Source organism: Paracoccus chinensis, from assembly GCF_900102885.1.
Classification (GTDB): domain Bacteria; phylum Pseudomonadota; class Alphaproteobacteria; order Rhodobacterales; family Rhodobacteraceae; genus Paracoccus; species Paracoccus chinensis.
In genome coordinates, this window is the sequence record NZ_FNGE01000001.1 from 227525 (window position 1) to 252028 (window position 24504).

Here is a 24504-nt window from a genome sequence, read left to right on the forward strand (position 1 = left end):
GGAGCCTCATGACCGACTTCGCCGCCACGCGCGACGCCTTCCACCTACCCGAAGGCATCACCTACCTTGACGGCAACTCGCTGGGACCGATGCCCCGCCATGCCGTTGACCGGGTGGCGGCAATGATGCGGGACCAGTGGTCGGAGATGCTCATCACCGGCTGGAACCGGGCGGGCTGGTACGTGCAGCCGCGCAAGGTGGGCGACCGGATCGCACGGCTGATCGGCGCAGGCGAGGGACAGGTCGTCATGGGCGACACGCTGTCGATCAAGGTCTTCCAGGCGGTCTCGGCCGCGCTGCGGATGCGGCCGGGCCGGCGGGTGATCCTGTCGGACAGCGGCAACTTCCCGTCCGACCTCTATGTCGCGCAGGGGCTGGCCGAGACGGTCGGGGCCGAGTTGCGCGTCGTCGCGCCCGAAGAGGTGGCGGCCCACATCACCCGCGACCTTGCCGTGCTGATGCTGACCGAGGTCGATTACCGCACCGGCCGCCGCCACGACATGGCCGCCCTGACGGCCGCCGCGCATGAGGCGGGGGCGCTGACCGTCTGGGACCTCGCCCATTCGGCGGGAGCGGTGGACGTGGACCTGCTGGGCGCGGGCGCGGATTTCGCGGTGGGCTGCACCTACAAGTATCTCAATGGCGGGCCGGGTGCCCCGGCCTTCATCTGGGTCCATCCCGACCATGCCGACGCCGCCCGACCTTGCCTGCAGGGCTGGATGGGCCACGCCCAGCCCTTCGCCTTCGAGCAGGGCTACGCCCCCGCACAAGGCATCGAGCGGATGCGGGTCGGCACCCCTCCGGTCATCGCACTGGCAGCACTGGACGCCGCGCTCGACGTCTGGGAGGGCGTGGACATGGCCGCGCTGCGCGCCCGGTCGATCGAACTCAGCGAGGCCTTCATCGCGGGCGTCGAGGCCGCCTGCCCCGAACTGGTTCTGCATTCTCCACGCGACCCGGCCCAGCGCGGCAGCCAGGTGGGCTTCCGCCACCCGCAGGCCTATGCGGTCATGCAGGCGCTGATCGCGCAAGGGGTGGTCGGCGACTTCCGCGCCCCCGACGTGCTGCGCTTCGGCTTTGCGCCGCTTTACAACGACATGGAGGACGTGGCCCGCGCGGTCGAGGTACTGGCCGGGGTCCTGCGCCAAGGTCTCTGGGACCGGCCCGAGCATCACCGCCGCGCGGCGGTAACCTGACATGGCGGCTGTGGCTTCCCGTGCGACCGGGCTGGAACCATAAGGCCCCCATGCCGCCCAGAAATCGCCGCTTGACCCTTCGCTCGCTTCTGGCCCTTTGCACCATCATCCTGGGGGCTGGAACCGCTTGGGCTGTCGACGCCATTGCCGTCGAGATCGTGCCGGTCGAGGAACGGCCGCTCACCTTCGACATCAAGCTGACCGGCACCATCGCCGCCCAGGACAGCATCGACCTGTCCTTTCCGGCCGGCGGCAGGATTACCAGCATCCTCGTGCAGGCGGGCGACAGTGTCAGGGGAGGCTATGCGCTGGCGCGCAGCGACGATGTCCAGCAGCAGCAGGCGCTGGTGCAGGCGCTGGCCGGGGTCGAAGCCGCCCAGGCCGCCGAGCAGCAGGCCGCCCAGGCCGCCGCCCGCACGGCCGAGCTGCTGGAGCGCGGCGTGGGCACGCGCGCGGCCGCCGATGCCGCCGAGCAGGCGCTGGCCGCGGCAAGGGGCCAGCTGGAAAGCGCCCGCACCAGCCTCCGGCAGGCGCGACGCGCCGTGCTTGATGCCGTGATCCGAGCGCCGCAGGCGGCGGTGGTGACCGCGCGCTGGGCCGAGCCGGGCCAGGTCGTCGGCGCCGCCCAGCCGATCCTGAGGCTGGCGGCGCTGACACGGCTCGAGGCGGTGTTCCAGGTGCCCGACACGCCGCAGCTTGACGGCGCGGCGGATGCGCGCATCTCGCTGGTGCCGCTGGACCGGCCGGGGGCCGAACTGACCGCCCGCGTCACCGAGATCGCGCCCTTAGTCGATCCGGCCACCGGCTCGGTCACGGTGCGCGCGGCGGTCGACGGGCCCTTCGACGCCAGCCTGCTGGGGGCGGCGGTGCAGGGCACGCTGCACATGCCTGCCGGAACCGGCATCGAGGTGCCCTGGTCGGCGCTGAGCGCGTCGGGCCCGTCCCCGGCGGTCTGGCGCGTGGCCCCCGACGGCACCGTTGCCCTTGCCCCCGTGGAGATCGAGCGCTTCGCCACCGGCCGCGTGGTGCTGCGGTCGGGCGTGTCGCCCGGCGATTCGGTCGTGGGCGAGGGCTCGCACCTGATGTTTCCCGGCCGCCGCGTCGTGCCCGGGAAGGGGAGCTGACGATGCGGCTGGCGGCGACCCTGATCCTTTGCCTGCTGGCGGGTGCGCCAGCATGGGCCTTCACCCTGCCCTTCGGAGGCGGCGAGCCGCAGGCGCCGCCTGCCCCGGCGCGCCCCGTCGTGTCCGAGATCCTGGAGGCCGGCACGACCATCGCCGCGGTGCGCAGCATTCCCGGCGTCATCGCGGCGGCAACCGAGGTGCAGATGGCCTTCCAGACGCTGGGGCGGATGATCGAGCGTCCGGTGGACATCGGCGACCGCGTGAAGGCCGGCGACCTGCTGGCGCGGCTCGACCCCGAGGGTCTGGCCGCCTCGACCCGCGCGGCCAAGGCGGCGCTGGCCTCGGCCGAGGTGAACCTGACCACAGCCCGGAACGCCGCTGACCGGGCGCGGTCGCTGGCAGAGCGAAACGTGGCCTCGATCGCGCAGCTGGAACAGGCCGAACGGGCCTTGTCGGGCGCGCGCTCGGCGGTGGAACAGGCCCGCGCCCGGCTGAAAAGCGCACGCGATGCGGAAGGTTACGCGGTGATGAGGGCGCCCATCAGCGGCGTGGTCAGCGCCATCCGCGCCGCCCCCGGCGCGGTCGTGGCAGCGGGCGATCCGGTCCTGACGCTGTCCTCCGAGGACGAGCTTGAGGCGCGGGTGGACCTGACCGAGGCAGAGCTGTTCGGCGTCGTTCCGGGGACCGAGTTCCTCATCACGCGCGAGCACGGCGACGCGCAGCCGATCCGCGGGCGCGTGGGCCGCATCTCTCCCGTGGCCGATCCGCAGACCCGCACGCGGCGCGTCCATATTGCCCTGCCGAAGGGCAGCGGGCTGCGGCTGGGCAGCCTGGTCCGGGCCAGCCGCCTTGCGGGGCCGGCCGTGGCCCTGACCATTCCCGCGACCGCCCTTCTGAACTCGCCTGAGGGTCCCGCTGTCTGGGTCGTCGAGCGCCAGGGGGAAACCGCCCATGTGGCGCTCAATCCCGTGGCACCGGGCGTGCGCGTCGGCGACCGCATCGAGGTCATCCAGGGATTGGCCCCCGGCGCCGAGATCGTCATCCGGGGCGTGCACTCCCTGACAGATGGGCAGCCCGTCGGCCGCAGGGTCGCGCCATGATCCGCCAGCGCCGCTTCAACCTGTCGGACTGGGCCCTGAAGCACCGCTCTCTGGTGTGGTTCCTGCTGATCGTGTCGATGGTCGCGGGCGTCATGGCCTACCGCAACCTCGGGCGCGAGGAAGACCCCAGCTTCACGGTCAAGGTCATGGTGGTCAGCGCCGCCATGCCCGGCGCCACCACCGACGAGATGCTGGAACAGGTCACCGACCGGATCGAGACCAAGCTGGAGGAACTGGACGAGCTGAAGATGACCCGCTCGGTCACGATGCCGGGGCAGGCGGTGGTCTATGTCGAGCTGCTGGACAGCGTGCGCGGACAGGACGTGCGGCGTGCCTGGCAGCGCGTCCGCCACATGCTGACGGACCTGCGCCCCGAGTTCCCTCAGGAATTCGCGGGCCTTCAGTTCAATGACAGCTTCGGCGACGTTTACGGCAACATCTACGCCTTCACGGCGGACGGCTTCACCTCGCGCGAACTGCGCGACCGGGTCGAGGACATCCGCAAGCAGGTCCAGGCGCTGCCGGCCTCGGGCAAGACCGGGCTGATAGGCGTGCGCGAGGAACAGATCTACATCGAGTTCTCCTCGGCCCGGCTGGCGGCCTTCGGGCTGAACGAAGCCCAGGTCCTGCAAAGCCTGGCCGCGCAGAACGCCATCGCCCAGTCGGGCATCGTGCAGGCCGGCGACGAACAGGTGCTGGTGCGCGTGGGCGGCCAGTTCGACACCGCCGCGGCCATTGCCGCCGTCAACCTGCGGATCGGCGACCGCTTCTTCAACCTGGGTGAGGTGGCCACGGTGCGCCGCGGCTATGCCGACCCGCCCGCCAGCATCTTCCGCTACAATGGAAAAGAGGCCGTCGCCCTGCGGATCGCCATGCGCCAGGGCGAGAACATCCAGACCTTCGGGGCCGAGCTTGATGTCCTGATGGAGAAGATCGCGCGCGACCTGCCCATCGGCATCGAGATGCACAAGTTCGCAGACCAGCCCCATGTCGTCGCCGAGGCGGTGGGCCATTTCGTGCAGGCGCTGGCCGAGGCCGTTGCAATCGTGCTTCTTGTCAGCTTCATCAGCCTCGGGCTGCGGGCGGGCTTCGTCGTGGCGCTGACGATCCCGCTGGTGCTGGCGATCACCTTCGTCATCCTCGACATCTGGGGGATCACGCTGCAGCGGATCTCGCTGGGGGCGCTGATCATCGCGCTGGGGCTCTTGGTCGATGACGCGATGATCGCCATCGAGACGATGATCTCGCGGCTGGAACTGGGCGAAAGCCTGACCGAGGCCGCCAGCTACGCCTGGACCTCGATCGCCTTTCCGATGCTGACTGGGACGCTGGTCACGGTCGCGGGTTTCATCCCCATCGGGCTGAACAGCTCGGCGGCGGGCGAGTTCACCTTCTCGCTGTTCGTCGTGATCGCCGTGTCGCTGCTGGTCAGCTGGATCGTGGCGGTGCTGTTCGCGCCGCTCCTGGGCGTGACCTTCCTGCCCCGCACGCTCAGTCATCACGCCGGCCGCGCGGGTCCCCTGCGGCGGGCCTTCCATGCCATGCTGAGGGCGGCCATGCGGTTCCGCTGGACGACCGTGGCGCTGACCTTCGCGCTGTTCGCGGGCTCGGTCTGGGGGATGCGCTTTGTCGAGCAGCAGTTCTTCCCGACCTCGGACCGGCCCGAGGTGATGATCGACATCACGGAACGCCACAACGCCTCGATCGCGCGCACCGACGCCTCGGTCGCGCGGCTGGACGCCTTTCTCGCGGACCAGCCCGAGGCGCTGTTCTGGACCAGCTACGTGGGCCGGGGCGCCCCCCGCTTCGTGCTGGCGATGGACGTGCCGACGCCAGGGCCCTTCATGGGGCAGATCGTGGTCCAGACACCCGATATCGAGGCCCGCGACGCGCTGAAGGAAAAGCTCGCCGCCTTCGCCGCGGCCGAGATGATCGGCACCGACATCTACCTGAAGAACCTCGAGATCGGCCCGCCCGTGGGCAAGCCCGTGCAATACCGCGTCAGCGCCGACGACCCGGCCGAGGCGCGGGACGCCGCACGCAGTCTCGCCGCCCTTCTGGCCCAAGAGCCGCGCCTGCGCGACATCACCCTGGACTGGAACGAGCCCGCCCGCGTGGTCCGCGTCGAGGTGGACCAGGACCGCGCCCGCCAGCTTGGCCTGTCCAGCGCGGACATCTCGAACGCGCTGTCGGCGCTGTTCTCGGGCAAGATCGTCACGCAGCTGCGCGACGGGATCTTCCTGATCGACGTGGTGGCGCGCGGCCAGGAGGCCGACCGGCAGTCGCTGGAATCGATCCAGAACTTGGAGCTTTCCCGGCCCACGGGCACGCCCATCCCGCTCGCCGCGCTGGCACGGCTGAGCTATGACACCGAGCAGCCGGTCATCATGCAGCGCGACGGCCGGCCCACGGTGACGGTCAAGGCGGCGGTTGCCACCGACGACCAGCCTGCGACGCTGGTGGCGGCGCTGGCGCCGCGCGTGGCGGATTATGCGGCCGGCCTGCCGCCCACGGTCGCCATCGCCATCGGCGGCACGGTGGAAAGCTCGGCCGAAAGCCAGCAGCCGATCGCGGCGGTGGTGCCGCTGATGCTGCTGATCATGGCGACGCTGGTGATGATCCAGACGCAGAGCTTCCGCCTGTCACTGATCGTCTTCGCCGCCGCGCCCCTGGGCCTGATCGGCGTGGTGGCGACGCTGGTGCCTTTCCGCGTGCCGATGGGCTTCGTGGCGATCTTGGGCATCCTTGCGCTGATCGGCATCCTGATCCGCAACTCGATCATCCTGGTTCATGAAATCCAGGCGCTGCTGGTCCAGGGCCGCAGCCAGTGGCAGGCGGTGTTCGAGGCCTCGGACAGCCGCGCCCGGCCGATCCTGCTGACGGCCGCGGCGGCGAGCCTCGCGCTGATCCCGATCTCGAGGCAGGTGTTCTGGGGACCGATGGCCTTCGCGATGATGGGCGGCATCATTGCGGGCACGCTGATCACGCTGCTGTTCGTGCCGGCGCTCTATTGCGTGGTGTTCCGGGTGAAGAAGCCCGAGGGCAGAGCGGACTGAGCCTCAGCCCTCGGCGATCTCCTGCGCGAAGGCCGCGCCGAAGCGGTCGAGCCGCGCGGGGTCGAGATAGCGCGACAGGTCGCGGGGCCGGTCCTCGGCGATGCGGCGCAACTGGCTGGCCGTCAGCGACAAGGGCTTTTCCGTGCCGTCCTCGCCACATGCGAGCCGCTGCGCCGTCTCGGCAAGGCGGTCGTAAAGCGCGGCCGAAGCGCGCCCCGCAAGCGCCCGGCGAGCCGGATGCATCTCCGGCACCTCGCCCGCGATGACGGACAGGAAGGCCGCGCCGTAGCTTTCCAGCTTCTTCGCGCCGACGCCGCCGATGCGGGCCATGTCGTCCAGCGTTTGCGGGCGGACCTGCGCCATCTCGATCAGGGTGCGGTCGGGGAAGATGACATAGGCGGGCACCCGCTGCGCCTCGGCCAGCGCGCGGCGCTTGGCCTTGAGCGCCGACAGAAGGGGTGCGTCTTCCTCCTCGACCTGCGTGCGGACGACGGTGGCAGGCTTGGCGCGGCGGATCAGGTCGCGGCGCAGGGTGACGGGCGTTTCGCCCCGCAGGACCGGATGGGCGGCGGCGGTGATGCGCAGGCCCCCGTGGCGTTCCGGGTCGGGGCGGATCAGGTCATGGCCCAGCATCTGGCGCAGGATCGCCTGCCATTCGGCCTTGGATGTGGCCTTGCCCACGCCGAAGGTCGGCAGCTGGTCATGGCCGCGCTGGGTGATCTTGTCGGTCGCATTGCCCGTCAGCACGTCGATGATGTGCCCCTGCCCGAACCATTCGCCCGTCCGCAGGATCGCCGACAGCGCCATCCGCACCGGCTGGGTCGCGTCGAAGACCTCGGGCGGCGTATCGCAGAGGTCGCAGTTGCCGCAGGGCTCGGCCGTTTCGCCGAAATAGGCCAGCAGGTGCTGGCGGCGGCATCCCGTCGCCTCGGCGAGGCCCAGAAGGGCGTTCAGGCGGCCGTGGTCGGCCTCCTTCCGCTCGGGGGGCGCGAGCCCCTCGTCAACCTGCGTCCGGCGCAGGCGGATATCGTCGGGGCCGTAAAGCGTCAGGGTCTCGGCGGGCGCCCCGTCGCGGCCGGCGCGGCCGATTTCCTGGTAATAGGACTCGATCGACTTCGGCAGGTCGGCATGGGCCACCCAGCGGATGTCGGGCTTGTCGATGCCCATGCCGAAGGCAACGGTGGCGACCACGACCAGCCCGTCCTCACGCTGGAAGCGAGCCTCGACCTCGCGGCGCGTCTCGGCCTCCATGCCCCCGTGATAGGCGACGGCGGGAATGCCGGCGGCGTTCAGCGCGGCTTCCAGCGTTTCCGTCTTGGCGCGGGTGGCGCAGTAGATGATGCCCGACTGCCCGCGCCGGGCGGCGGCGAAATCCATGATCTGGCGGCGCGGGCTGTCCTTGGGCTGGAAGGCGAGATGGATGTTCGGCCGGTCGAAGCCGCGCAGGAAGGTCAGCGGCGCGCGGCCGTCGAACAGGCGCGCAACGATCTCCTCCCGCGTCTCGGCGTCGGCCGTGGCGGTGAAGGCGGCCAGCGGCACGCCCAGCGCGCGACGCAGGTCGCCCACGCGCAGGTAATCGGGGCGGAAGTCGTGGCCCCACTGGCTGACGCAATGCGCCTCGTCCACCGCGATGGCGGTGACGCCCGCGCGCTTGAGCATCGGCACCGTCGCGCCCGAGGCCAGCCGTTCCGGCGCCATGTAGAGCAGCTTGAGGCTGCCCTCGGACAGCGCCCGGAACACCTCGTCGCTTTCCTCCTCGGTATTGCCCGAGGTCAGCGCGCCCGCGGCCACCCCTGCCTCGCGCAGGGACCGCACCTGGTCCCGCATCAGGGCAATCAGGGGCGAGATGACCACCGTCACGCCGTCGCGCATCAGCGCGGGCAGCTGGTAGCACAGCGACTTGCCGCCGCCCGTGGGCATGATCGCCAGCACGTCGCGGCCTTCGGCCACGGCCTCGACGATCTCCTGCTGGCCGGGGCGGAATCCGTCGAAGCCCCAGACCTGCCGCAGCAAGTCCCCCGGCATCAGTAGCCCAAGAAGAACCCGGCGTTGTTCACCAGCGCCCGCTGCAGGATGATGATGCCGATGAAGACCACCAGCGGCGCAAGGTCCAGCCCGCCGAGATCGGGCAGGATGTTCCGGATCGGGCGATACAGCGGTTCCAGCAGGCGCGACAGCCCGTCCCAGACCTGCCGCACCAGCGGCTGGCGCAGGTTCAGCACGTCGAAGTTGATCAGCCAGGACATGATGATATGCGCGATCATGATGAACCACAGCACATCCAGGATCAGCATCAGCGCCTGAAACAATGTCGTCATCCGTGGTCCGCCCTTTTCCGCATCTCGGCCCGAGGTAGGCGAGCCCGCACGTCCGCGCAAGCGCCCGCGCGCAATGCCGCGCCGTCGTGATTGACGCGCGCCGCCCGTCCCCTTAGCGCAGGGGCGGAAAAGGAGCCGGCCCATGTATCCCATCCTGCGCTTCCTGGGCGAGGTCGCCTCGGCCCGCCGCGCCCCCCGGCTGGGCCCTCTGGAGCCCCATGTCTCGACGCACCGCATCTCTCCGCTCGACCTCGACCCGTGGTGGGAGCTGAACAACGGCCGGACGCTGACGATCTATGACCTGGGCCGGATTCCCATGGCGATCCGGCTGGGCATCACCGACACGCTGAAGAAGAACGGCTGGGGCTTCACCGTCGCGGGCAACACCGTGCGTTACCGCCGCCGCATCAAGGCCTTCCAGCGCGTCACGCAGGTGTCCCGCACGATCGGCTGGGACGACCGCTTCGTCTACATGGAGCAGTCGATGTGGGCCAAGGGCGACTGCCTGAACCACATGCTGCTGCGGGTGGCCATCGTCGGCGGCAGCGCCCGCAAGGGGCTGGTGTCCCCGGCCGAGTTCATGGCCGCCTTGGGTTATTCCGATCCCAGCCCGCCCCTGCCCGACTGGGTCACGGCCTGGATCGAGGCCGACGCCCGGCGCCCTTGGCCGCCCGTCCTGCCGCCAATGTCCAGCCGCACGGACGACTTGCCAGCCTGAGCGACTTTGCGCCTTATGCGCCCGCATGGGCATGAGGGGCGCGATGGACCGCAAACGCATCTGGGGCTGGTGGTTCTTCGACTTCGCCAGCCAGCCCTATGCCACCCTTCTGCTGACCTTCATCTTCTCGATCTACTTCGCCGAGGTGGCGAGCACCCGCTTCGTCCTTGAAGGCACGGACCCGGCGCAAGCGGGCGCGCGGGCGCAGGCCCTGTGGGGCTGGGGGCTGGCCGCCTCGGGCATGGTCATCGCGGCTCTGGCGCCGATCCTCGGCGCGGTCGCGGACACCACGGGGCGGCGGATGCCGTGGATCCGGCTCTTCTCTGCCTTCTATGTCGCGGGCGCGGCGGGGCTGTGGCTTCTCGCGCCCGACGGGAAGGGGCTGGTGCTGGCGCTGACCTGCTTCGGCCTCGGCCTGATCGGGATGGAGTTCGCCACGATCTTCACCAACGCCTTGATGCCGACGCTGGCCGGGCGGGAGGAGATCGGCCGCATCTCGGGCTCGGGCTTCGCCTTCGGCTATGTGGGGGGCGTCCTGTCGCTGGCGCTGATGCTGGGGCTGTTCGCCGAAAGCGCCGTCACTGGGCTGACGCTGCTGGGGAACCCGCCCGCCCTGGGGCTGGACGGCGCGGCGCGCGAGGGCACGCGCTTTGTCGGACCCTTCACGGCGCTGTGGTACCTGATCTTCATGATCCCGTTCTTCGTCTGGGTGCGAGAGCCGCGCGGCGTGGCCCGGCCGCTGCAACTGGGCAGGGCGATGCGCGACCTCGGCGCGCTGCTGCGCAGCCTGCGACACCGGCGCTCGCTGGCGGCCTGGCTGCTGTCGTCAATGTTCTCGCGCGATGCGCTGAATGCTCTTTACGGCTTCGGGGGCGTCTATGCGGGCACGGTACTGGGCTGGCCGGTGATCCTGTCGGGCATCTTCGGCGTCACCAGCGCCGTTTCCGCCGCCGTCATCTGCTGGATCGGCGGCCGCGCGGACCGGCGCTGGGGGCCGCGCCCCGTGATCGCCGCCTGCACGCTGGTGCTGATCGCGGTCTGCCTTCTGGTCGTCGGAATGGACCGGACCAGCATCTTCGGCGTCAAGCTTCCCCCCGGCTCGCGCCTGCCCGACGCGCTGTTCTTCGCCTGCGGGGTCGCCATTGGCGGCGCGGGCGGCGTGGTGCAGGCGGCAAGCCGCACCATGATGGTCCGCCATACCTCGGCCGAGCGCGCAACGGGCGCCTTCGGCCTTTACGCGCTGTCGGGCAAGGCCACGGCCTTTCTTGCGCCGACGCTGATCGCCGTTGTCACCACGGCCACAGGCAACCAGCGGCTGGGCATCTCGCCCCTGATCGTGATGTTCCTTCTGTCGCTTGCCCTGCTAAGCTGGGTAAAACCAGAGGGAGAACCCGAGCAGTGATCCGCAAGTTCAAGTCCATGCTGGCCGCGCTGGCTCTTTCGGCGCTGGCCCTGCCCGCCGCGGCCGCCGACCCGCTGGCCAAGGACGTCTTCGGCGCCTTCCGGCAATCGAACGGAGGCCCCTCGGGCGCCTTCGGCGGCTATTCCCGCGGCTGCGCCACCGGCAACATCCAGCTGCCCGAGACGGGCCCGACCTGGCAGGCCATGCGGCTGTCCCGGAACCGCAACTGGGGCCATCCGCAACTGGTCGATTTCCTTGTCGGGCTGTCGCAGCAGGCGACGCGCTACGGCTGGGCCGGGCTTTACATCGGCGACATGAGCCAGCCGATGGGCGGACCCATGACCTCGGGTCACGCGAGCCACCAGATCGGGCTGGACGCCGACATCTGGATGCTGCCGCCCTCGTCCCTGCGGCTGACGCCCTCGCAGCGGGAAAACCTGTCCTCGCAGTCGGTGGTGGCGAAGAACGGCATCCGGCCCAGCCCGCTCTGGTCGGCCAGCCACCACGCCATCATCCGCGCCGCCGCGTCCGACCCGCGCGTGGCGCGCATCTTCGTCGATCCCGTGGCCAAGGTCGCGATGTGCCAGGCCGAACGCGGCAACCGCGCCTATCTGCGCAAGATCCGCCCCATCAACGCGCATGACTACCACTTCCACGTCCGCCTCGCCTGCCCCAACCAGGGCTGCGAGAACCAGGCGCCCCCGCCCCCCGGCGACGGCTGCGAGGAAGCCGCCCGGTGGATCCGCAACCGCATCGACCCGCCGCCGCCTGCCCCCGCCGATCCCGACTATCGCCACCCCCGCACCTACCGGCTGAGCGAGCTTCCCCGGACATGCCAGACCCTCGTCGCGCGCTGATCGCGGCGGCGCTGGCATGGGGGCTGTCGGCGCCCGCCCATGCGGCCGCCCTGATCGTGGATTACCTGGGCACCCATGTGTGGACCGGGACCGATGAGGATTTCGGCGGGTTCTCGGGGATCGAGATGTCGGCGGACGGGCGCAGCTACACGGCGCTGTCGGACCGGGGCACGGTCCGCTGGGGCAGCATCGAGCGTGACAACCAGGGCCGCATCCGCGCGCTGTCCACCGCGGGCCGGGCACGCCTGCAGGACAGCACCGGAACCAAGCTGAAGCCCGGCTACCTGGGCGATGCCGAGGGACTGGCGATCGACGCCGAGGGGCGGATGTTCGTCAGCTTCGAGGGGCTGGACCGGATCGCCCGCTTCGACGACCCCGACGACCCGGCCGAGCGCATCCCCCCCGCGTCCGCCTTCAAGGCGCTGGTCCGCAACGCGGGGCTCGAGGCGCTGGCGATCACGCCCGAGGGCGACCTTCTGACCATGCCGGAACGGTGGGAGTCATCCGAGCCCCTGACGCCGGTCTGGCGCTTCCGCGACGGCGCCTGGTCCACCGCCTTCCATCTGCCTCGCGACGAGGTCTGGGCCCCGGTCGGGGCCGACGTGGGGCCGGACGGCAAGCTTTACGTCCTTGAACGGGACTTCCGGGGCCTGCGCGGCTTCGCCAGCCGCGTGCGCCGCTATGCGATGGAGGACGACAAGATCGGCCCGCCCGAGCATATCCTGACCACCAGCCTGATGCAGTTCGACAACCTCGAAGGCATCGCCGTCTGGGCCGACGGCCAGGGCATCCGCATCACCATGATCTCGGACGACAATTTCCTGTTCGTCCAGCGCACCGAACTGGTCGAATACCGGGTGCGGTGAAGCCTCCCCTTGTTCTTCTTCGCTTAAGTATCCTGGGGGAGCGCGTCGCGCGGGGGCGAAGCCCCCACTTTGACGCCCATCCTGCTTGACTTGCCCCGAGGCAAAGGCGTAGGCGCCCCTCGTTCCGCCCTTGCGGGGCCGAGTTCTTCCGCCACCTTGTAAAACGGAAACCATCCATGCGCCCGATCCTTCCCGCCATCCTGGCGATGGCCGCGACTGTGCTCGCCTCGAACATCCTTGTGCAGTTCCGCCTGGGCGACTGGCTCACCTGGGGGGCGCTGACCTATCCGGTGGCTTTCCTCGTCACCGACATCACCAACCGCATCCACGGCCTTGCCGCCGCGCGGCGCGTGGTGGTGGCAGGCTTCGTGATCGGCGTCATCTGCTCGCTAGTCGCGGCGACCGGAGGCGGAACCACGCTCAGGATCACCGTGGCCTCGGGCGCGGCCTTCCTGCTGGCGCAACTGCTGGACGTGTGGCTGTTCGACCGGCTGCGCCACCGTGACTGGTGGCAGGCGCCCTTCCTGTCCTCGGTCGTGGGGGCGGTGCTGGACACGGTGCTGTTCTTCACCATCGCCTTTGCCGTCTTCCTGCCCGCCGACGCCAACACCGGCTGGTCGAACGAGGCCGTGCCGCTGCTGGGCGCGGGCCCGCTGGCGCCGCTGTGGGTGTCTTTGGGAATTGCCGACTGGATGTGCAAGATGACCCTTGCCGTGCTGGCTCTTGTGCCATTCCGGGTGCTGGTCCGCAAAATCTTGTCTGCGCCGGTCCGCGGCTATTGACTTGTTGCCCGCCTGTGCCAACCTCAACCCTACGAGCAACATTGAAAGGAGGTGGTCCAGTGTCGAGAGTGATGTTGGAGAGAGGTGCCGGGACAGCAGGGGGGACCAGCGCCTGAGGGCAGCCCCAAGGGTGCAGAACCCCAGTCTGGGACGGATCATCCATCCCTAACCGGACCATCTTCCTGATCTCGCGGGCCGTCCTCAGGGGGCGGCCCGTTCGGTTTTCCGGGCGCCTGTCAGGCGCCCATGAAAAAACCCCGGCCGCGTTTCCACGGCCGGGGTTCCTTTTGGTCGAAAGGCGTCAGATCCGCTCGATCGCCAGCGCGATGCCTTGGCCACCGCCGATGCACATGGTGATCAGCCCGTACTTGCCGCCCGTGCGCTCAAGCTCATAGAGCGCCTTGACCGTCAGGATCGCGCCGGTCGCACCGATCGGGTGGCCCAGCGCGATGGCGCCGCCGTTCGGGTTCACCTTGGACGCATCGAGCCCGAGCCCCTTGTTCACCGCCAGCGCCTGAGCCGCGAAGGCCTCGTTCGACTCGATCACGTCGAAGTCGTCCACGGTCAGGCCGATCTTTTCCATCAGCTTCTGGACGGCCGGGATCGGGCCGATGCCCATGACCTCGGGGCGCACGCCCGCATGGGCATAGCCCAGCAGCTTCGCGCGCGGCTTGAGGCCCGCGCGTTCGGCCGCTTCCGCGCGCGCCAGGACGATGGCGGCCGCGCCGTCGTTGATGCCGCTGGCGTTCCCGGCGGTGACGCTGCCGCCGTCCTTCTTGAAGGCGGGGCGCAGGCCCGCCAGCGCCTCGGCCGAGGTCTGCTTGGGATGCTCGTCGGTGTCGAAGCTGATCACGCCCTTGCGGGTCTTGATCTGGATGGGGACGATCTGGTCCTTGAAGCGGCCCTCGGCGATGGCCTCGGCGGCGCGCTTCTGGCTTTCCAGCGCAAAGGCGTCCTGCTCGTCACGGCTGATCTGGTGCTCGGCCGCGACGTTTTCCGCCGTCACGCCCATGTGGCCCGTGCCCATCGGGTCGGTCAGCGCCCCCACCATCATGTCCAGCGCCTGCTGGTCGCCCATCTTGGCGCCGTGGCGCATGGACGGGATGATGAAGGGCCCGCGGCTCATGCTTTCGGCGCCGCCCGCCAGCGCGAAGTCCGCATCCCCCAGCATCAGCGACTGCGCGGCCGAGGCGATGGCCTGCGCGCCCGAACCGCAGAGCCGGTTCACGTTCATCGCCGGAGTGGTTTCCGGGATGCCCGCGTTCAGCATCGCCACCCGCGACAGGTACATGTCGCGCGGCTCGGTGTTGATGACATGGCCATAGGCCACGTTGCCGATCTGGTCGGGCGTGACGCCCGCCCGGGCCATTGCCTCTTTCGCGACGGTGGTCGCAAGCTCGATCGGCGGAACGCTTGCCAGGCTGCCACCGAAACCGCCGATCGCGGTCCGCACGCCCGACAGGATCACGATGTCGCTGTCTGCCATTCTGAGTCTCCCCCTCGGAAAATATTGTCGTCCGAGATTAGCGACTGCATCCCACGGGATACAAGGGAAACCCGGCAGGATGCGGCAGCGCAGCGTTGCCCCTTCTGACGCAAAGGCGATTTTACAGGGCGGCGCGAGGCCCTAAGATGCCCCGCAAAAGAAAAGAACCCGAGGGCACAGGCAATGAACACCTATCTGAAGCTGGCCATCGTCATGCTGGTCGCGTCCTGCGGGGGCGGCGGCGGGAACTTCAAGGCGCCGCGCGATCTGGACAACGCCTGCTCGATCGTGGCCCAGCGCCCAGCCTACCTGCGCGCCATGAAGGCGGCGGAACGCCGCTGGGGGGTGCCGGTCGCGGTGCAGATGGCCTCGATCCACCAGGAATCGAAATTCATCGGCGATGCCCGGACGCCGCACCAGTATGCGCTGGGGATCATCCCCATCGGGCGGCAAAGCTCGGCCTACGGCTATTCGCAGGCGCTGGACGGCACGTGGGAGGAATACCTGAAATCCACCGGCAAGCGCCGCGCGCGCCGCGACGACATCCGCGACGCCACCGACTTCATGGGCTGGTACATGGACGGGACGGCGCGAAGTCTGGGCGTGTCCAAGGCGGACGCCGCGAACCAGTATCTCGCCTATCACGAGGGGCGCTCGGGCTATGCCCGGGGCAGCCACCTGTCCAAGACCTGGCTGCTGGGCGTCGCGGGCCAGGTGCAGCAGCGCGCGGTCATGTACCAGGCGCAGCTTTCGGCTTGCGGCCGGGCCTGAGCCCGGCCACCGGAGCCCGGCGCCTCAGCGCCGGCGCTCGACCTCGGAGGTGATCGAAAAGCGCGAGGGCGGGATCTGCACGCCTTTCTGCATCTCGCCCAGGATCACCGTCGTCTTCTTGCCGGTGTCATCGGTCACGATCCACTGGCGCAGCTCGGTCGGGTTGGCCGTGAAGACCATCTGGATGTTGCCGTATTCCGGATGCTGGGGGTCCTGCGCGGTCACGACCGTGGTGTTCTTGCGCTCGCTATGCCCGATGACCGAGCCGTTGCGGCCCAGGTTCACGTTGTCGGCCAGGATGATGTTCAGTGGCGTGCGCGACAGGGGATACTGCTGGGCGCCGGTGTTCGACTTCCTGTCGAAGACCGCGACCTGTCCGCCCGAGGCCAGCACCAGCGTGCTGTCGCCCTTGTACTCGAAGCGCACCCGGCCGGGGCGGTGGATGAAGACGCGGCCCGGCGTGACCGATCCGTCGGCGTTCACCTGGGTGAAGTCGGCCACCACGGTCTTGAGGCCATTGAGATAGCGCGAGATTTCATTGAGCGAGATCTTCTCGGCCGCCGCGGGCAGCGCGAAGACAAGGGCGAAGGCGGGCGCAAGAGCGAGAGAGCGAAGGTTCATGAGCGAAGTGAATACCGCCTTTCCAAGGACTTGCACGTCACGAAACAGGGACGGCACCGCCCCGAACGCTCGCGCGCAAGTGAGGGTTCCGGTCTAGAGCGGGCGACCCGTCAGCAGCCGGGGCATCGGCGCGACCGACAGCCCCGCCGCCTGCCGCATGAAGGCGCGGCGCAGGGGCGCGATGGCCGTGACAAGGCCCATGCCCAGCCCGCGCGCCTGCCGCAGGACCGGCAGGTCGTTGGAAAACAGCCGGTTCACCGTGTCCATCCCCAGCCCCAGGGCCGTCGCGTCGAATCGCCGCCACCTCTGGTAACGCTCCAGCACGTCGGGGGCGCCGATATCCTCGCCGCGCCGGGCGGCCTCGACCACGACCTCGGCCAGCGCCGCGACATCCCGCAACCCGAGGTTCAGCCCCTGCCCCGCGATCGGATGGACCCCATGCGCGGCATCCCCCACCAGCGCGATGCGCGGCGCGACGTAGGATTCGGCCAGGCTCAGGCTCAGCGGATAGGAGAATCGGGGCCCGGCCAGCCGGATCTCGCCCAGATAGTCGCCGAAGCGCGGGCGCAGGACGTCGAGGAACTCGTCGTCCGGCAGGGCGGCGATGGCGCGGGCATTCTCGTCCGTTTCGGACCAGACGATGGAGCTGCGGTTACCCGGCAGGGGCAGGATCGCCAGCGGCCCGGTCGGCATGAAATACTGCCAGGCAGTGCCACCGTGGGGCCGCTCATGATCGACCGCACAGACCAGTGCCGTCTGGCCGTAGCCATGCCCGCGCCGGGTGATCCCCGCGCGCGCCGCCACGCCCGAGCCGCGTCCGTCCGCGCCGACCAGCAGCCGCCCGGTCAATTCGCGTCCGTCGTCCAGCGTGACGGCGACATGGCCGGGGCGCTCCTGCTGCCCCGTGACCTGCCGGCCGGGCAAATGGGTCACGCGCCCTTCCATCGCCTCGACCAGGGCCGCGTAAAGGAAGCGGTCCTCGAGCATGTGGCCGACCGGGCCTTCCTCGATCTCGGCCGAATCGAAGATCAGGTGGAAAGGCCCTGCCCCTTCGCCCGGCTGGCCCTGCGCGGCCTCGACCCGCAGGATCGGCTGCGCCTTGTCGGCCAGCCCGCCCCAAAGCCCCAGCGCCGTCAGCAGCCGCCGCGAGGCCAGCGCCAGCGCATAGGCGCGCCCGTCGAAGCCCTCCCCGGCCCGGTCGCGGGCAGGACGCGCGTCGATGACGGCGACGGATAGCCCCACCTGGGCCAGGGCAAGCGCCAGCGCAGGCCCGTTCAGGCCTCCGCCCGCGATGATGATGTCGTGATCCACAGCCATGTCACCTACCCTATCCCGGGCTCCGACCACGGTCCATGCGGCGCATGGCACCGGGCTCCATCTTCTTCGCACGAATATCCCGGGATCGTCGGATACGACGATGGGGCAGCGCCCCGGTCCGGCATTGCCGCCCCGGCCCGGCGCCGCTAGCGTGTGGCCGACACTTTCAGGGAACACCGCATGGACTGGCTCAAGGCATCGGCGACGGAACAGGGGCGCGCGATCATGGCCGGGCTGGTCAGTCCCGTTGATCTGGCCGAGGGCTATCTGGACGCCATCGCGCGCGCACCGCTCAGCCCGCGCATCTTCGCCCGCACCACGCCCGAACGTGCGCGGGCCGAGGCCATTGCCGCCCATGACCGCGCCAAGGCGGGCCTGCGGCGCAGCCTGCTGGACGGCGTGGCGCTGGCCTGGAAGGACAACATCGACAGCGCGGGCGTGGCGACCGAGGCCGGCTCCATGCTGCTGGAAGGTCGCGTTCCCGCCCAGGATGCGGCGGTGCTGGCAACGGCGACGCTGCAGGGCGCGGTGTGCCTCGGCAAGACCCACATGACGGAACTGGCCTTCTCGGGCCTCGGGCTGAACCCCACCGTCGCCACGGTGCCCAACGCCTATGACGCGAGCCTTGTCGCGGGCGGCTCCTCGGGCGGCTCGGCCGTGGCGGTGGCGATGGGGCTCTCGGCGGCGGCCATCGGGTCGGACACGGGCGGCTCGATCCGCCTGCCCGCGGCCTGGAACGGCATCGTCGGCTTCAAGCCCAGCCCCGGCGCGGTGGACATGACCGGCACCCTGCCGCTCTGCCGTCGCTTCGACGTCGTGGGGCCCTTGGCCCGGACGGTCGAGGACTGCGCCGAGGTCTTCGCGATGATTCAGGGCATTCCCGCCCCGGACCTGCGCGAGGCCGAGCCGCGCGGCCTGCGGCTGATGGTGCTGGACGGCCTGCCGTTTGAGGGCGCCCGCGAGGAACCCGTCGCCGCCTTCGAGGAGGCAGTGGAGCGCCTTGCCGCCGCCGGTGTCTCGATCACCCGCGCGGCGCCTTCCTGCGTCACCGATGCCGCGGCGCTGTCGCCAACCCTGTTCGCCCCCGAGGCCTATGGCCTCTGGCGCGACCAGATCGAGGCCGCGCCAGAGGTGATGTACCTGCCGATCCTCGAACGCTTCCGGGGCGGACGCGAGGTCAGCGCCGCCGATTACGTCGCGGGATGGGAACGGCTGATCCACCTGCGCCGGGACTGGGCCGCCACCGTGGCCCCTTATGACGCGGTGATCCTGCCCACCGCGCCGATCCTGCCGCCCGAGATTGCCCGGCTGGAAGAGGACGCCATCTTCTTCGCGGCCGAGAACCTGCTGGCGCTGCGCAACACCCGCATCGGCAATTCCATGGGCCTGCCCTCCATCAGCCTGCCTACCGCGCGGCCTGCCTGCGGGCTGATGCTGATGGGCGCGGCGGGAGGTGATCTTGCCCTGCTGCGCGTGGCGCAGGCGGTCGAGGCCGCCCTGCGGGACTGACCCCGTCCGGCCTTTGTCTGGACGCATCGGCCCTTTGCCGATAGTCTGGCGCCAAACGGGACGGCAGATCCCGTGAGAGCGAGGCAGCATGACATCCCCCCAGCGGTTTTCGAACCTGCCGGACTATGCGTTTCCGCGCCTGCGGAAGCTTTTGTCCGACGTGGCTCCCGGCCCCGACCCGATCGTGATGACGATCGGCGAGCCGCGCCACGGCATCCCCGATTTCGTCGCCCCGATCCTGTCGCGGACCGTGGGCGAACTGGGGAAATACCCGCCGAACGAGGGCACGCCGGAGCTGCTGGCGGCGATCTCGGGCTGGCTGAAGACTCGCCACGCCATCGAGGTGCCCCCCGAGGGAATCACCGGCCTAAACGGCACGCGCGAGGGGCTGTTCAACGCGGCCCTCGCCCTCTGCCCCGAACGCAAAAACGGCACGACGCCGCGAATCCTCGTGCCGAATCCCTTCTACCAGGTCTATGCCGTGGCCGCCGCCGCGGTGGGCGCCGAGCCCGTCTTCGTCAACGCGACCGGGACGACCGGCCACCTGCCCGACTTCGCGGCGCTGGACCCGGCCACGCTGGACGCCGCCGCGATCTGCTATCTCTGCTCGCCCGCGAACCCGCAGGGCGCGGTCGCGGGCCGCGACTACCTGGAACGGCTGGTCGAGTTGGCCGAGCGGCATGATTTCCTGATCTTCGCCGACGAATGCTATTCCGAGATCTGGCGCAGCGCCCCCCCGCCCGGCGCGCTGGCCGTCGCCATGGGCATGGGTCTGGGCCACCGGGTGGTGATGTTCAACTCGCTGTCGAAGCGGTCGAACCTGCCCGGCCTGCGTTCGGGCTTCGTCGCGGGCGCGGTGGAACATATCGCGCGGCTGCGGACGCTGCGCAGCTATTCCGGCGCGCCGGTCCCCCTGCCCCACCAGCGCGTCAGCGAGGTCGCCTGGGCCGACGAGGATCACGTCATGGCGAACCGCGCGCTGTATCAGGAAAAATACGCCATCGCCGACCGGGTCTTCGGCAATGTGCCCGGCTACGTGCCGCCCGAGGGAGGCTTCTTTCTGTGGCTGCCCGTGGAAGACGGCGAAGCCGCCGCCCGCAGGCTGTGGGCCGAGGCGGGGGTGCAGGTGCTGCCGGGGGCCTATCTGTCGCGCGACACCGATGCCGGCAATCCGGGCAAGGGCTACGTCCGCGTGGCGCTGGTGGGCCCGGCCGGGGAAACCGAGGATGCGCTGACCCGCATCCGCGACACGCTGTATGGGAAAGGGTAAACGGGGCATGGCCAGCTGGCAGGCGAAACACCGCGATCCGCTGTTCGACCAGACCACGCAGGTGGCGCTGGAACGACGGGTCAAGGAACTGGTCGGCGCGGGCCTGATCGTCGCGGGCGTGCTGGTCGCCACCATGCTGTTTTCCTTCAATCCCGACGATCCGGGCGTGGGCACCGCGACCGACCAGCCCGCGCAGAACCTGCTGGGGCGGGTCGGGGCCTATATCGCCTCGGCGCTGTTCATGATCGTGGGGCACGGCAGCTGGATGCTGGCCATTTCGGGCATCGTCTGGGGCCTCCGGCTGATGCTGCACCGGGGCGAGGACCGGCTTTTGCGCGGCGTCTTCACGCCCATCGCCATGGTCGTGGCCTCGCTGCACGCCTCGTCCATGGTGCCGCCACCCGGCTGGACGCAGAGCTTCGGCCTTGGCGGGCACCTGGGCGACATGCTGATGGGGGGAATGATCGGCATCCTGCCCTTCAGTGCCGCCGTGGGCCTGAAGATCCTGGCGCTGCTGACCGCCGCTGGGGCGGTGGCGATGGCGGCTTTCGTGCTGGGCTTTGACCGGCGCGAACTGATGGGGATCGGCCGCTTCCTCGCCACGGGGCTGGCCACCGCCTATGACCTGGGCATGACGGCGGTGGGACACGGGGCCTCGGCCTCGGTCGCCGCCGCGCGCGAGGTCCGCCGCCGGGCCGAGGCGCGCCGCCGCCGCATGGCCGGAGAGGAGGCCCCTTCCGAAGCCGAGCCCGAGGCGCAGGCCCCCTCGCCGGTCATGTTCTCGCGCCTGCGCCGCCCTGCCCCCCTGCCCCCGGCCGAGGACGCGGCGCTGCCGCCCGAACTGGTCGAACCCGCTCCCCAGTATGACGAGGCGGCGCCCGCCCCCGACGCACAGGTCGTGCGCGAGCGGATCACCGAGGCGATCCGCCACCATCACGAACCCGAGGCCACGCCCGAGCCTGACGGCCGCTCGGTCCTTTCCGCCGTCACTGCCCGGCTGACGGGGCGCGCGCAATCGGTCCCGCCGGTGTCCCCGGCGCCGCCCACGGACACCTCGCGCGTGGTGATGCCGCCCGCACGGCAGCTTGCGCCCTCGCGCCAGGCGATGGCCGAGGCGCAGCCGGGCCTGTCCTATGACAGCGCCGCCGTCGCCTATGAACGTCCGCCCCTGTCGCTGCTGGCCGCCCCCGGCACGGTCGAGCGCCACACGGCGAGCCCCGAGGCGCTGGCCGAGAACGCCCGGATGCTGGAGGCCGTGCTGGACGACTATGGCGTCAAGGGCCAGATCACCGCCGTGCATCCCGGCCCGGTGGTCACGCTCTACGAACTCGAACCCGCGCCGGGCCTGAAGGCGAGCCGGGTGATCGGCTTGGCCGATGACATCGCCCGATCCATGTCGGCGCTGTCGGCCCGTGTCTCGACCGTGCCCGGCCGCACCGTGATCGGGATCGAGCTTCCGAACCAGCGCCGCGAAAAGGTCGTGCTGCGCGAGATCCTGTCCGCCAGCGCCTTCGGCGACAGTTCGGTGCCGCTGCCGCTGGCGCTGGGCAAGGACATCGGCGGCGAGCCCGTCGTGGCGAATCTCGCCAAGATGCCGCATCTGCTGATCGCGGGGACCACCGGCTCGGGGAAATCCGTCGCCATCAACACGATGATCCTGTCGCTTCTCTACAAGCTGACGCCCGAGGAATGCCGGCTCATCATGATCGACCCCAAGATGCTGGAACTGTCGGTCTATGACGGCATCCCGCATCTGCTCTCCCCCGTCGTGACCGACCCAAAGAAGGCCGTGGTGGCCCTCAAGTGGGTCGTCTCCGAGATGGAGGAGCGCTACCGCAAGATGTCCAAGATGGGCGTCCGCAACATCGAGGGCTATAACAGCCGCGTCCGCGAGGCGCTGTCCAAGGGCGAGTTGTTCCGCCGCACCATGCAGACCGGCTTCGACGAGGAAACCGGCGAGCCCGTCTTCGAGACCGAGGAATTCCAGCCCGAGACCTTCCCCTATATCGTCGTCATCGTGGACGAAATGGCCGACCTGATGATGGTGGCGGGCAAGGAGATCGAGGCCTGCATCCAGCGCCTTGCCCAGATGGCGCGGGCTTCCGGCATCCATATCGTCATGGCGACGCAGCGCCCCTCGGTCGATGTCATCACCGGCACGATCAAGGCGAACTTCCCGACCCGGATCAGCTTCCAGGTGACGTCCAAGATCGATTCGCGCACTATCCTTGGGGAACAGGGGGCCGAGCAGCTTCTGGGCATGGGCGACATGCTCTACATGGCCGGGGGCTCGCGCATCACCCGCGTCCACGGGCCCTTCGTCTCGGACGAGGAGGTCGAGGAGGTCGTCAACCACCTCAAGTCCTTCGGGCCGCCGCAATATGTGTCCAACGTGGTCGAAAGCCCCGAGGACGAGCGCGACGCCGAGATCGATGCGATCCTGGCCTCGGACGGCTCGGACGATGCGCTCTATGACCAGGCGGTGGCGATCGTGGCCAAGGACCGCAAGTGTTCCACCAGCTACATCCAGCGCAAGCTCGCCATCGGATACAACAAGGCCGCGCGGCTGGTCGAGCAGATGGAGGAGCAGGGCGTCGTGAGCCCGGCGAACCACGTCGGCAAGCGCGAGGTCCTGGTGCCCGAGGTCTGACCGCGGGAGCCGGCGCGCCATGCCCTACTGGCAGGTCCATTTCCTGAACGCCCGCCACGCGCTGACCGGCATCATGCCCGAGGTCCGCGCGGCCATTGCCGAGTCGGTGGCGCGGGTCTCGGACCACCTGGACCTGCCTGACTTTGACGTGGTGGTGCGGGCGGGCGACGGCGGGTCCGACTGGGGCGTAATCGGCGCCGCGCCTGCGCCGGGCGTGGTCGAACTGACACTGTCGCCTGCCCGCTTCGCCCATGAGCTGACGGTCCGCCGGATGCTGCGCGAGCTGCACCACGTCGCCCGCTGGGACGGGCCGGGCTATGGCCGCTCGCTGGGCGAGGTGCTGGTCAGCGAGGGGCTGGCTGGGCATTTTGTCACCCGCGTTCTAGGCAGTCCCCCGGACCCATGGGACGCGACCACGCCACCCTCGGGACTGGCGAAGCGGGCCATGACGGAATGGGCCTGGCGCGACCTCGACCGCGGGCTGTGGTTCGAAGGCCGCGGCAACATCCGCAAATGGGCGGGCTACGGGCTCGCGCACCGGCTGCTGGCCGAGCACCTGTCGCGCGAGCCGGAACTTGAAGCTGCGGCCCTGGTCCACATCCCGGCCGAGGTTCTGCGCCCCGCGATGCGGCGTCTGAGCGGCGCGCCCGAGGCCGAGCCGGAACCCGGGGCTTCGCCGCAGGAACCCTCGGGGGAAACGCCGGGCGAAGAGATTGTTCCGCAGTCCGGCGCCGAGTCACAAGCGCCCGCCGAGGAAGCGTCGGGGACAGACGCCCTCTCGCAAGGCAGGGATTCGCCCGCAGCCTCCTGCGACGAACCTCCGCCGCAGGCCTGAGTCAGCGCCGGCGTGGCCGGTAAAGCAGGCCCATGACAAGCCCGGCCACGGCCCCGCCCAAGTGGGCCTGCCAGGCAATGTTCGGCACGGCCAGCGTCAGCAGGACGTTCAGCAGGACGAACTGCAGCACCGGGCCCATGAGCGGGCGCAGGCTGCCGCCCTTGCCCAGCTGGATGCGGGCGGCGATGGCAATCTCGGCCCCCGCAAGTCCGAAGATCGCGCCCGAGGCCCCCACCACCGGCAGGGGGCTGTCGGAGAGCCACAGTTGCACCGCCCCTGCCGCGACCTGTGCCACGACATACAGCGCCACCATGGCCACCCCGGACATCGCCAGCGACAGCGAGCGGGCCAGCACGTAAAGCGCCAGCATGTTCATCCCCAAGTGCAGCAGCCCCCCATGCAGGAAGCCGTAGGTCAGGAACATCGTCACCTGCTGGCCGGGAAACATCGGCCGGACATTCTGGAACAGCTGCGGCCACAGGGCGCCGTGCAGCATCCCCCATTCGTCCCAGGCAGGCACCAGCATCAGCAGCTGGACCACCACGCAGGCCAGGATGACGCCCATGAAGGCGCGCGGAACGGACGGACGGGGAAAGGTCGGGATCGGCTCTGTCATGGGGACAGCA

Annotated in this window: 20 protein-coding genes; 14 read left to right on the plus strand and 6 right to left on the minus strand. The window is 69.9% G+C overall.

Annotated elements, in window-relative coordinates; all coding sequences use genetic code 11:
- Positions 1 to 8: 8 nt before the first annotated feature.
- The 4 genes from kynU (at position 9) to BLQ03_RS01075 (ending at position 6476) form a co-directional block, all read left to right on the plus strand.
- Positions 9 to 1196 carry a kynureninase gene (gene kynU / locus BLQ03_RS01060; RefSeq protein WP_090751749.1) on the plus strand — a complete coding sequence of 396 codons (1188 nt, stop codon included), beginning with the start codon at positions 9 to 11 and terminating at the stop codon, positions 1194 to 1196.
- A 71-nt stretch (positions 1197 to 1267) separates the two neighbouring features.
- Positions 1268 to 2320: an efflux RND transporter periplasmic adaptor subunit gene (locus BLQ03_RS01065; protein WP_245688624.1), complete on the plus strand. Its 1053-nt coding sequence runs from the start codon at positions 1268 to 1270 to the stop codon at positions 2318 to 2320.
- A gap of 2 nt (positions 2321 to 2322) precedes the next feature.
- Positions 2323 to 3420, plus strand: a complete 1098-nt coding sequence (locus BLQ03_RS01070) for an efflux RND transporter periplasmic adaptor subunit (protein WP_090751754.1) — start codon at positions 2323 to 2325, stop codon at positions 3418 to 3420.
- Entirely contained in the window at positions 3417 to 6476 is a 3060-nt protein-coding gene (locus BLQ03_RS01075; protein WP_139166589.1) for an efflux RND transporter permease subunit, read from the plus strand. Before BLQ03_RS01070 ends, BLQ03_RS01075 begins: the two co-directional genes overlap by 4 nt.
- Before the next feature lie 3 nt (positions 6477 to 6479).
- Here the strand turns inward: BLQ03_RS01075 and recQ are convergent, their stop codons facing one another.
- Positions 6480 to 8501, minus strand: a complete 2022-nt coding sequence (recQ, locus tag BLQ03_RS01080) for a DNA helicase RecQ (protein WP_090751756.1) — start codon at positions 8499 to 8501, stop codon at positions 6480 to 6482.
- On the minus strand, positions 8501 to 8794 hold the full coding sequence (locus tag BLQ03_RS01085; RefSeq protein ID WP_090751758.1) for a YggT family protein: 294 nt from the start codon (positions 8792 to 8794) through the stop codon (positions 8501 to 8503). The genes recQ and BLQ03_RS01085 overlap by 1 nt, the downstream gene beginning before the upstream one ends.
- 142 nt (positions 8795 to 8936) lie before the next feature.
- On the opposite strand from BLQ03_RS01085, the gene BLQ03_RS01090 reads away from it, so the two are divergent.
- The 5 genes from BLQ03_RS01090 to BLQ03_RS01110 all read left to right on the plus strand — a co-directional run bounded on the left by BLQ03_RS01090 (position 8937) and on the right by BLQ03_RS01110 (position 13419).
- The gene (locus BLQ03_RS01090; protein WP_090751760.1) at positions 8937 to 9512 is read left to right on the plus strand and encodes an acyl-CoA thioesterase; all 576 of its coding nucleotides are present in this window, start codon (positions 8937 to 8939) and stop codon (positions 9510 to 9512) included.
- 43 nt (positions 9513 to 9555) lie between these two features.
- On the plus strand, positions 9556 to 10914 hold the full coding sequence (locus tag BLQ03_RS01095) for an MFS transporter (RefSeq protein WP_090751762.1): 1359 nt from the start codon (positions 9556 to 9558) through the stop codon (positions 10912 to 10914).
- Positions 10911 to 11771, plus strand: a complete 861-nt coding sequence (gene mepA / locus BLQ03_RS01100) for a penicillin-insensitive murein endopeptidase (RefSeq protein WP_090751764.1) — start codon at positions 10911 to 10913, stop codon at positions 11769 to 11771. The genes BLQ03_RS01095 and mepA overlap by 4 nt, the downstream gene beginning before the upstream one ends.
- On the plus strand, positions 11747 to 12637 hold the full coding sequence (locus BLQ03_RS01105; protein WP_090751766.1) for an esterase-like activity of phytase family protein: 891 nt from the start codon (positions 11747 to 11749) through the stop codon (positions 12635 to 12637). The genes mepA and BLQ03_RS01105 overlap by 25 nt, the downstream gene beginning before the upstream one ends.
- A gap of 176 nt (positions 12638 to 12813) precedes the next feature.
- Positions 12814 to 13419, plus strand: a complete 606-nt coding sequence (locus tag BLQ03_RS01110) for a queuosine precursor transporter (RefSeq protein ID WP_090751768.1) — start codon at positions 12814 to 12816, stop codon at positions 13417 to 13419.
- 301 nt (positions 13420 to 13720) lie between these two features.
- Here BLQ03_RS01110 and BLQ03_RS01115 read toward each other — a convergent pair whose 3' ends face one another.
- Entirely contained in the window at positions 13721 to 14905 is a 1185-nt protein-coding gene (locus BLQ03_RS01115; protein WP_090751770.1) for an acetyl-CoA C-acyltransferase family protein, read from the minus strand.
- Between the two features lie 183 nt (positions 14906 to 15088).
- Between BLQ03_RS01115 and BLQ03_RS01120 the strand changes: the two genes are divergently transcribed.
- A complete protein-coding gene (locus BLQ03_RS01120; RefSeq protein ID WP_090751772.1) occupies positions 15089 to 15676 on the plus strand; it encodes a transglycosylase SLT domain-containing protein in 588 nt (195 codons plus the stop codon).
- A gap of 24 nt (positions 15677 to 15700) precedes the next feature.
- Here BLQ03_RS01120 and BLQ03_RS01125 read toward each other — a convergent pair whose 3' ends face one another.
- Both BLQ03_RS01125 and BLQ03_RS01130 read right to left on the minus strand, forming a co-directional pair.
- Complete coding sequence (locus BLQ03_RS01125) at positions 15701 to 16297, minus strand: LolA family protein (RefSeq protein ID WP_090751774.1); 597 nt, start codon at positions 16295 to 16297, stop codon at positions 15701 to 15703.
- A gap of 93 nt (positions 16298 to 16390) precedes the next feature.
- On the minus strand, positions 16391 to 17614 hold the full coding sequence (locus BLQ03_RS01130; protein ID WP_090751777.1) for a UbiH/UbiF/VisC/COQ6 family ubiquinone biosynthesis hydroxylase: 1224 nt from the start codon (positions 17612 to 17614) through the stop codon (positions 16391 to 16393).
- Between the two features lie 180 nt (positions 17615 to 17794).
- On the opposite strand from BLQ03_RS01130, the gene BLQ03_RS01135 reads away from it, so the two are divergent.
- The 4 genes from BLQ03_RS01135 (at position 17795) to BLQ03_RS01150 (ending at position 23878) form a co-directional block, all read left to right on the plus strand.
- The gene (locus BLQ03_RS01135; protein ID WP_090751779.1) at positions 17795 to 19123 is read left to right on the plus strand and encodes an amidase; all 1329 of its coding nucleotides are present in this window, start codon (positions 17795 to 17797) and stop codon (positions 19121 to 19123) included.
- Positions 19124 to 19211: 88 nt separating this feature from the next.
- Complete coding sequence (locus BLQ03_RS01140; protein ID WP_090751781.1) at positions 19212 to 20393, plus strand: aminotransferase class I/II-fold pyridoxal phosphate-dependent enzyme; 1182 nt, start codon at positions 19212 to 19214, stop codon at positions 20391 to 20393.
- A gap of 7 nt (positions 20394 to 20400) precedes the next feature.
- Complete coding sequence (locus BLQ03_RS01145; protein WP_090751784.1) at positions 20401 to 23043, plus strand: DNA translocase FtsK; 2643 nt, start codon at positions 20401 to 20403, stop codon at positions 23041 to 23043.
- A gap of 19 nt (positions 23044 to 23062) precedes the next feature.
- Positions 23063 to 23878, plus strand: a complete 816-nt coding sequence (locus BLQ03_RS01150; protein ID WP_090751786.1) for a DUF2268 domain-containing putative Zn-dependent protease — start codon at positions 23063 to 23065, stop codon at positions 23876 to 23878.
- Between the two features lies 1 nt (position 23879).
- Here BLQ03_RS01150 and BLQ03_RS01155 read toward each other — a convergent pair whose 3' ends face one another.
- Positions 23880 to 24494, minus strand: a complete 615-nt coding sequence (locus BLQ03_RS01155; RefSeq protein ID WP_139166591.1) for a rhomboid family intramembrane serine protease — start codon at positions 24492 to 24494, stop codon at positions 23880 to 23882.
- Between the last annotated feature and the right edge of the window lie 10 nt (positions 24495 to 24504).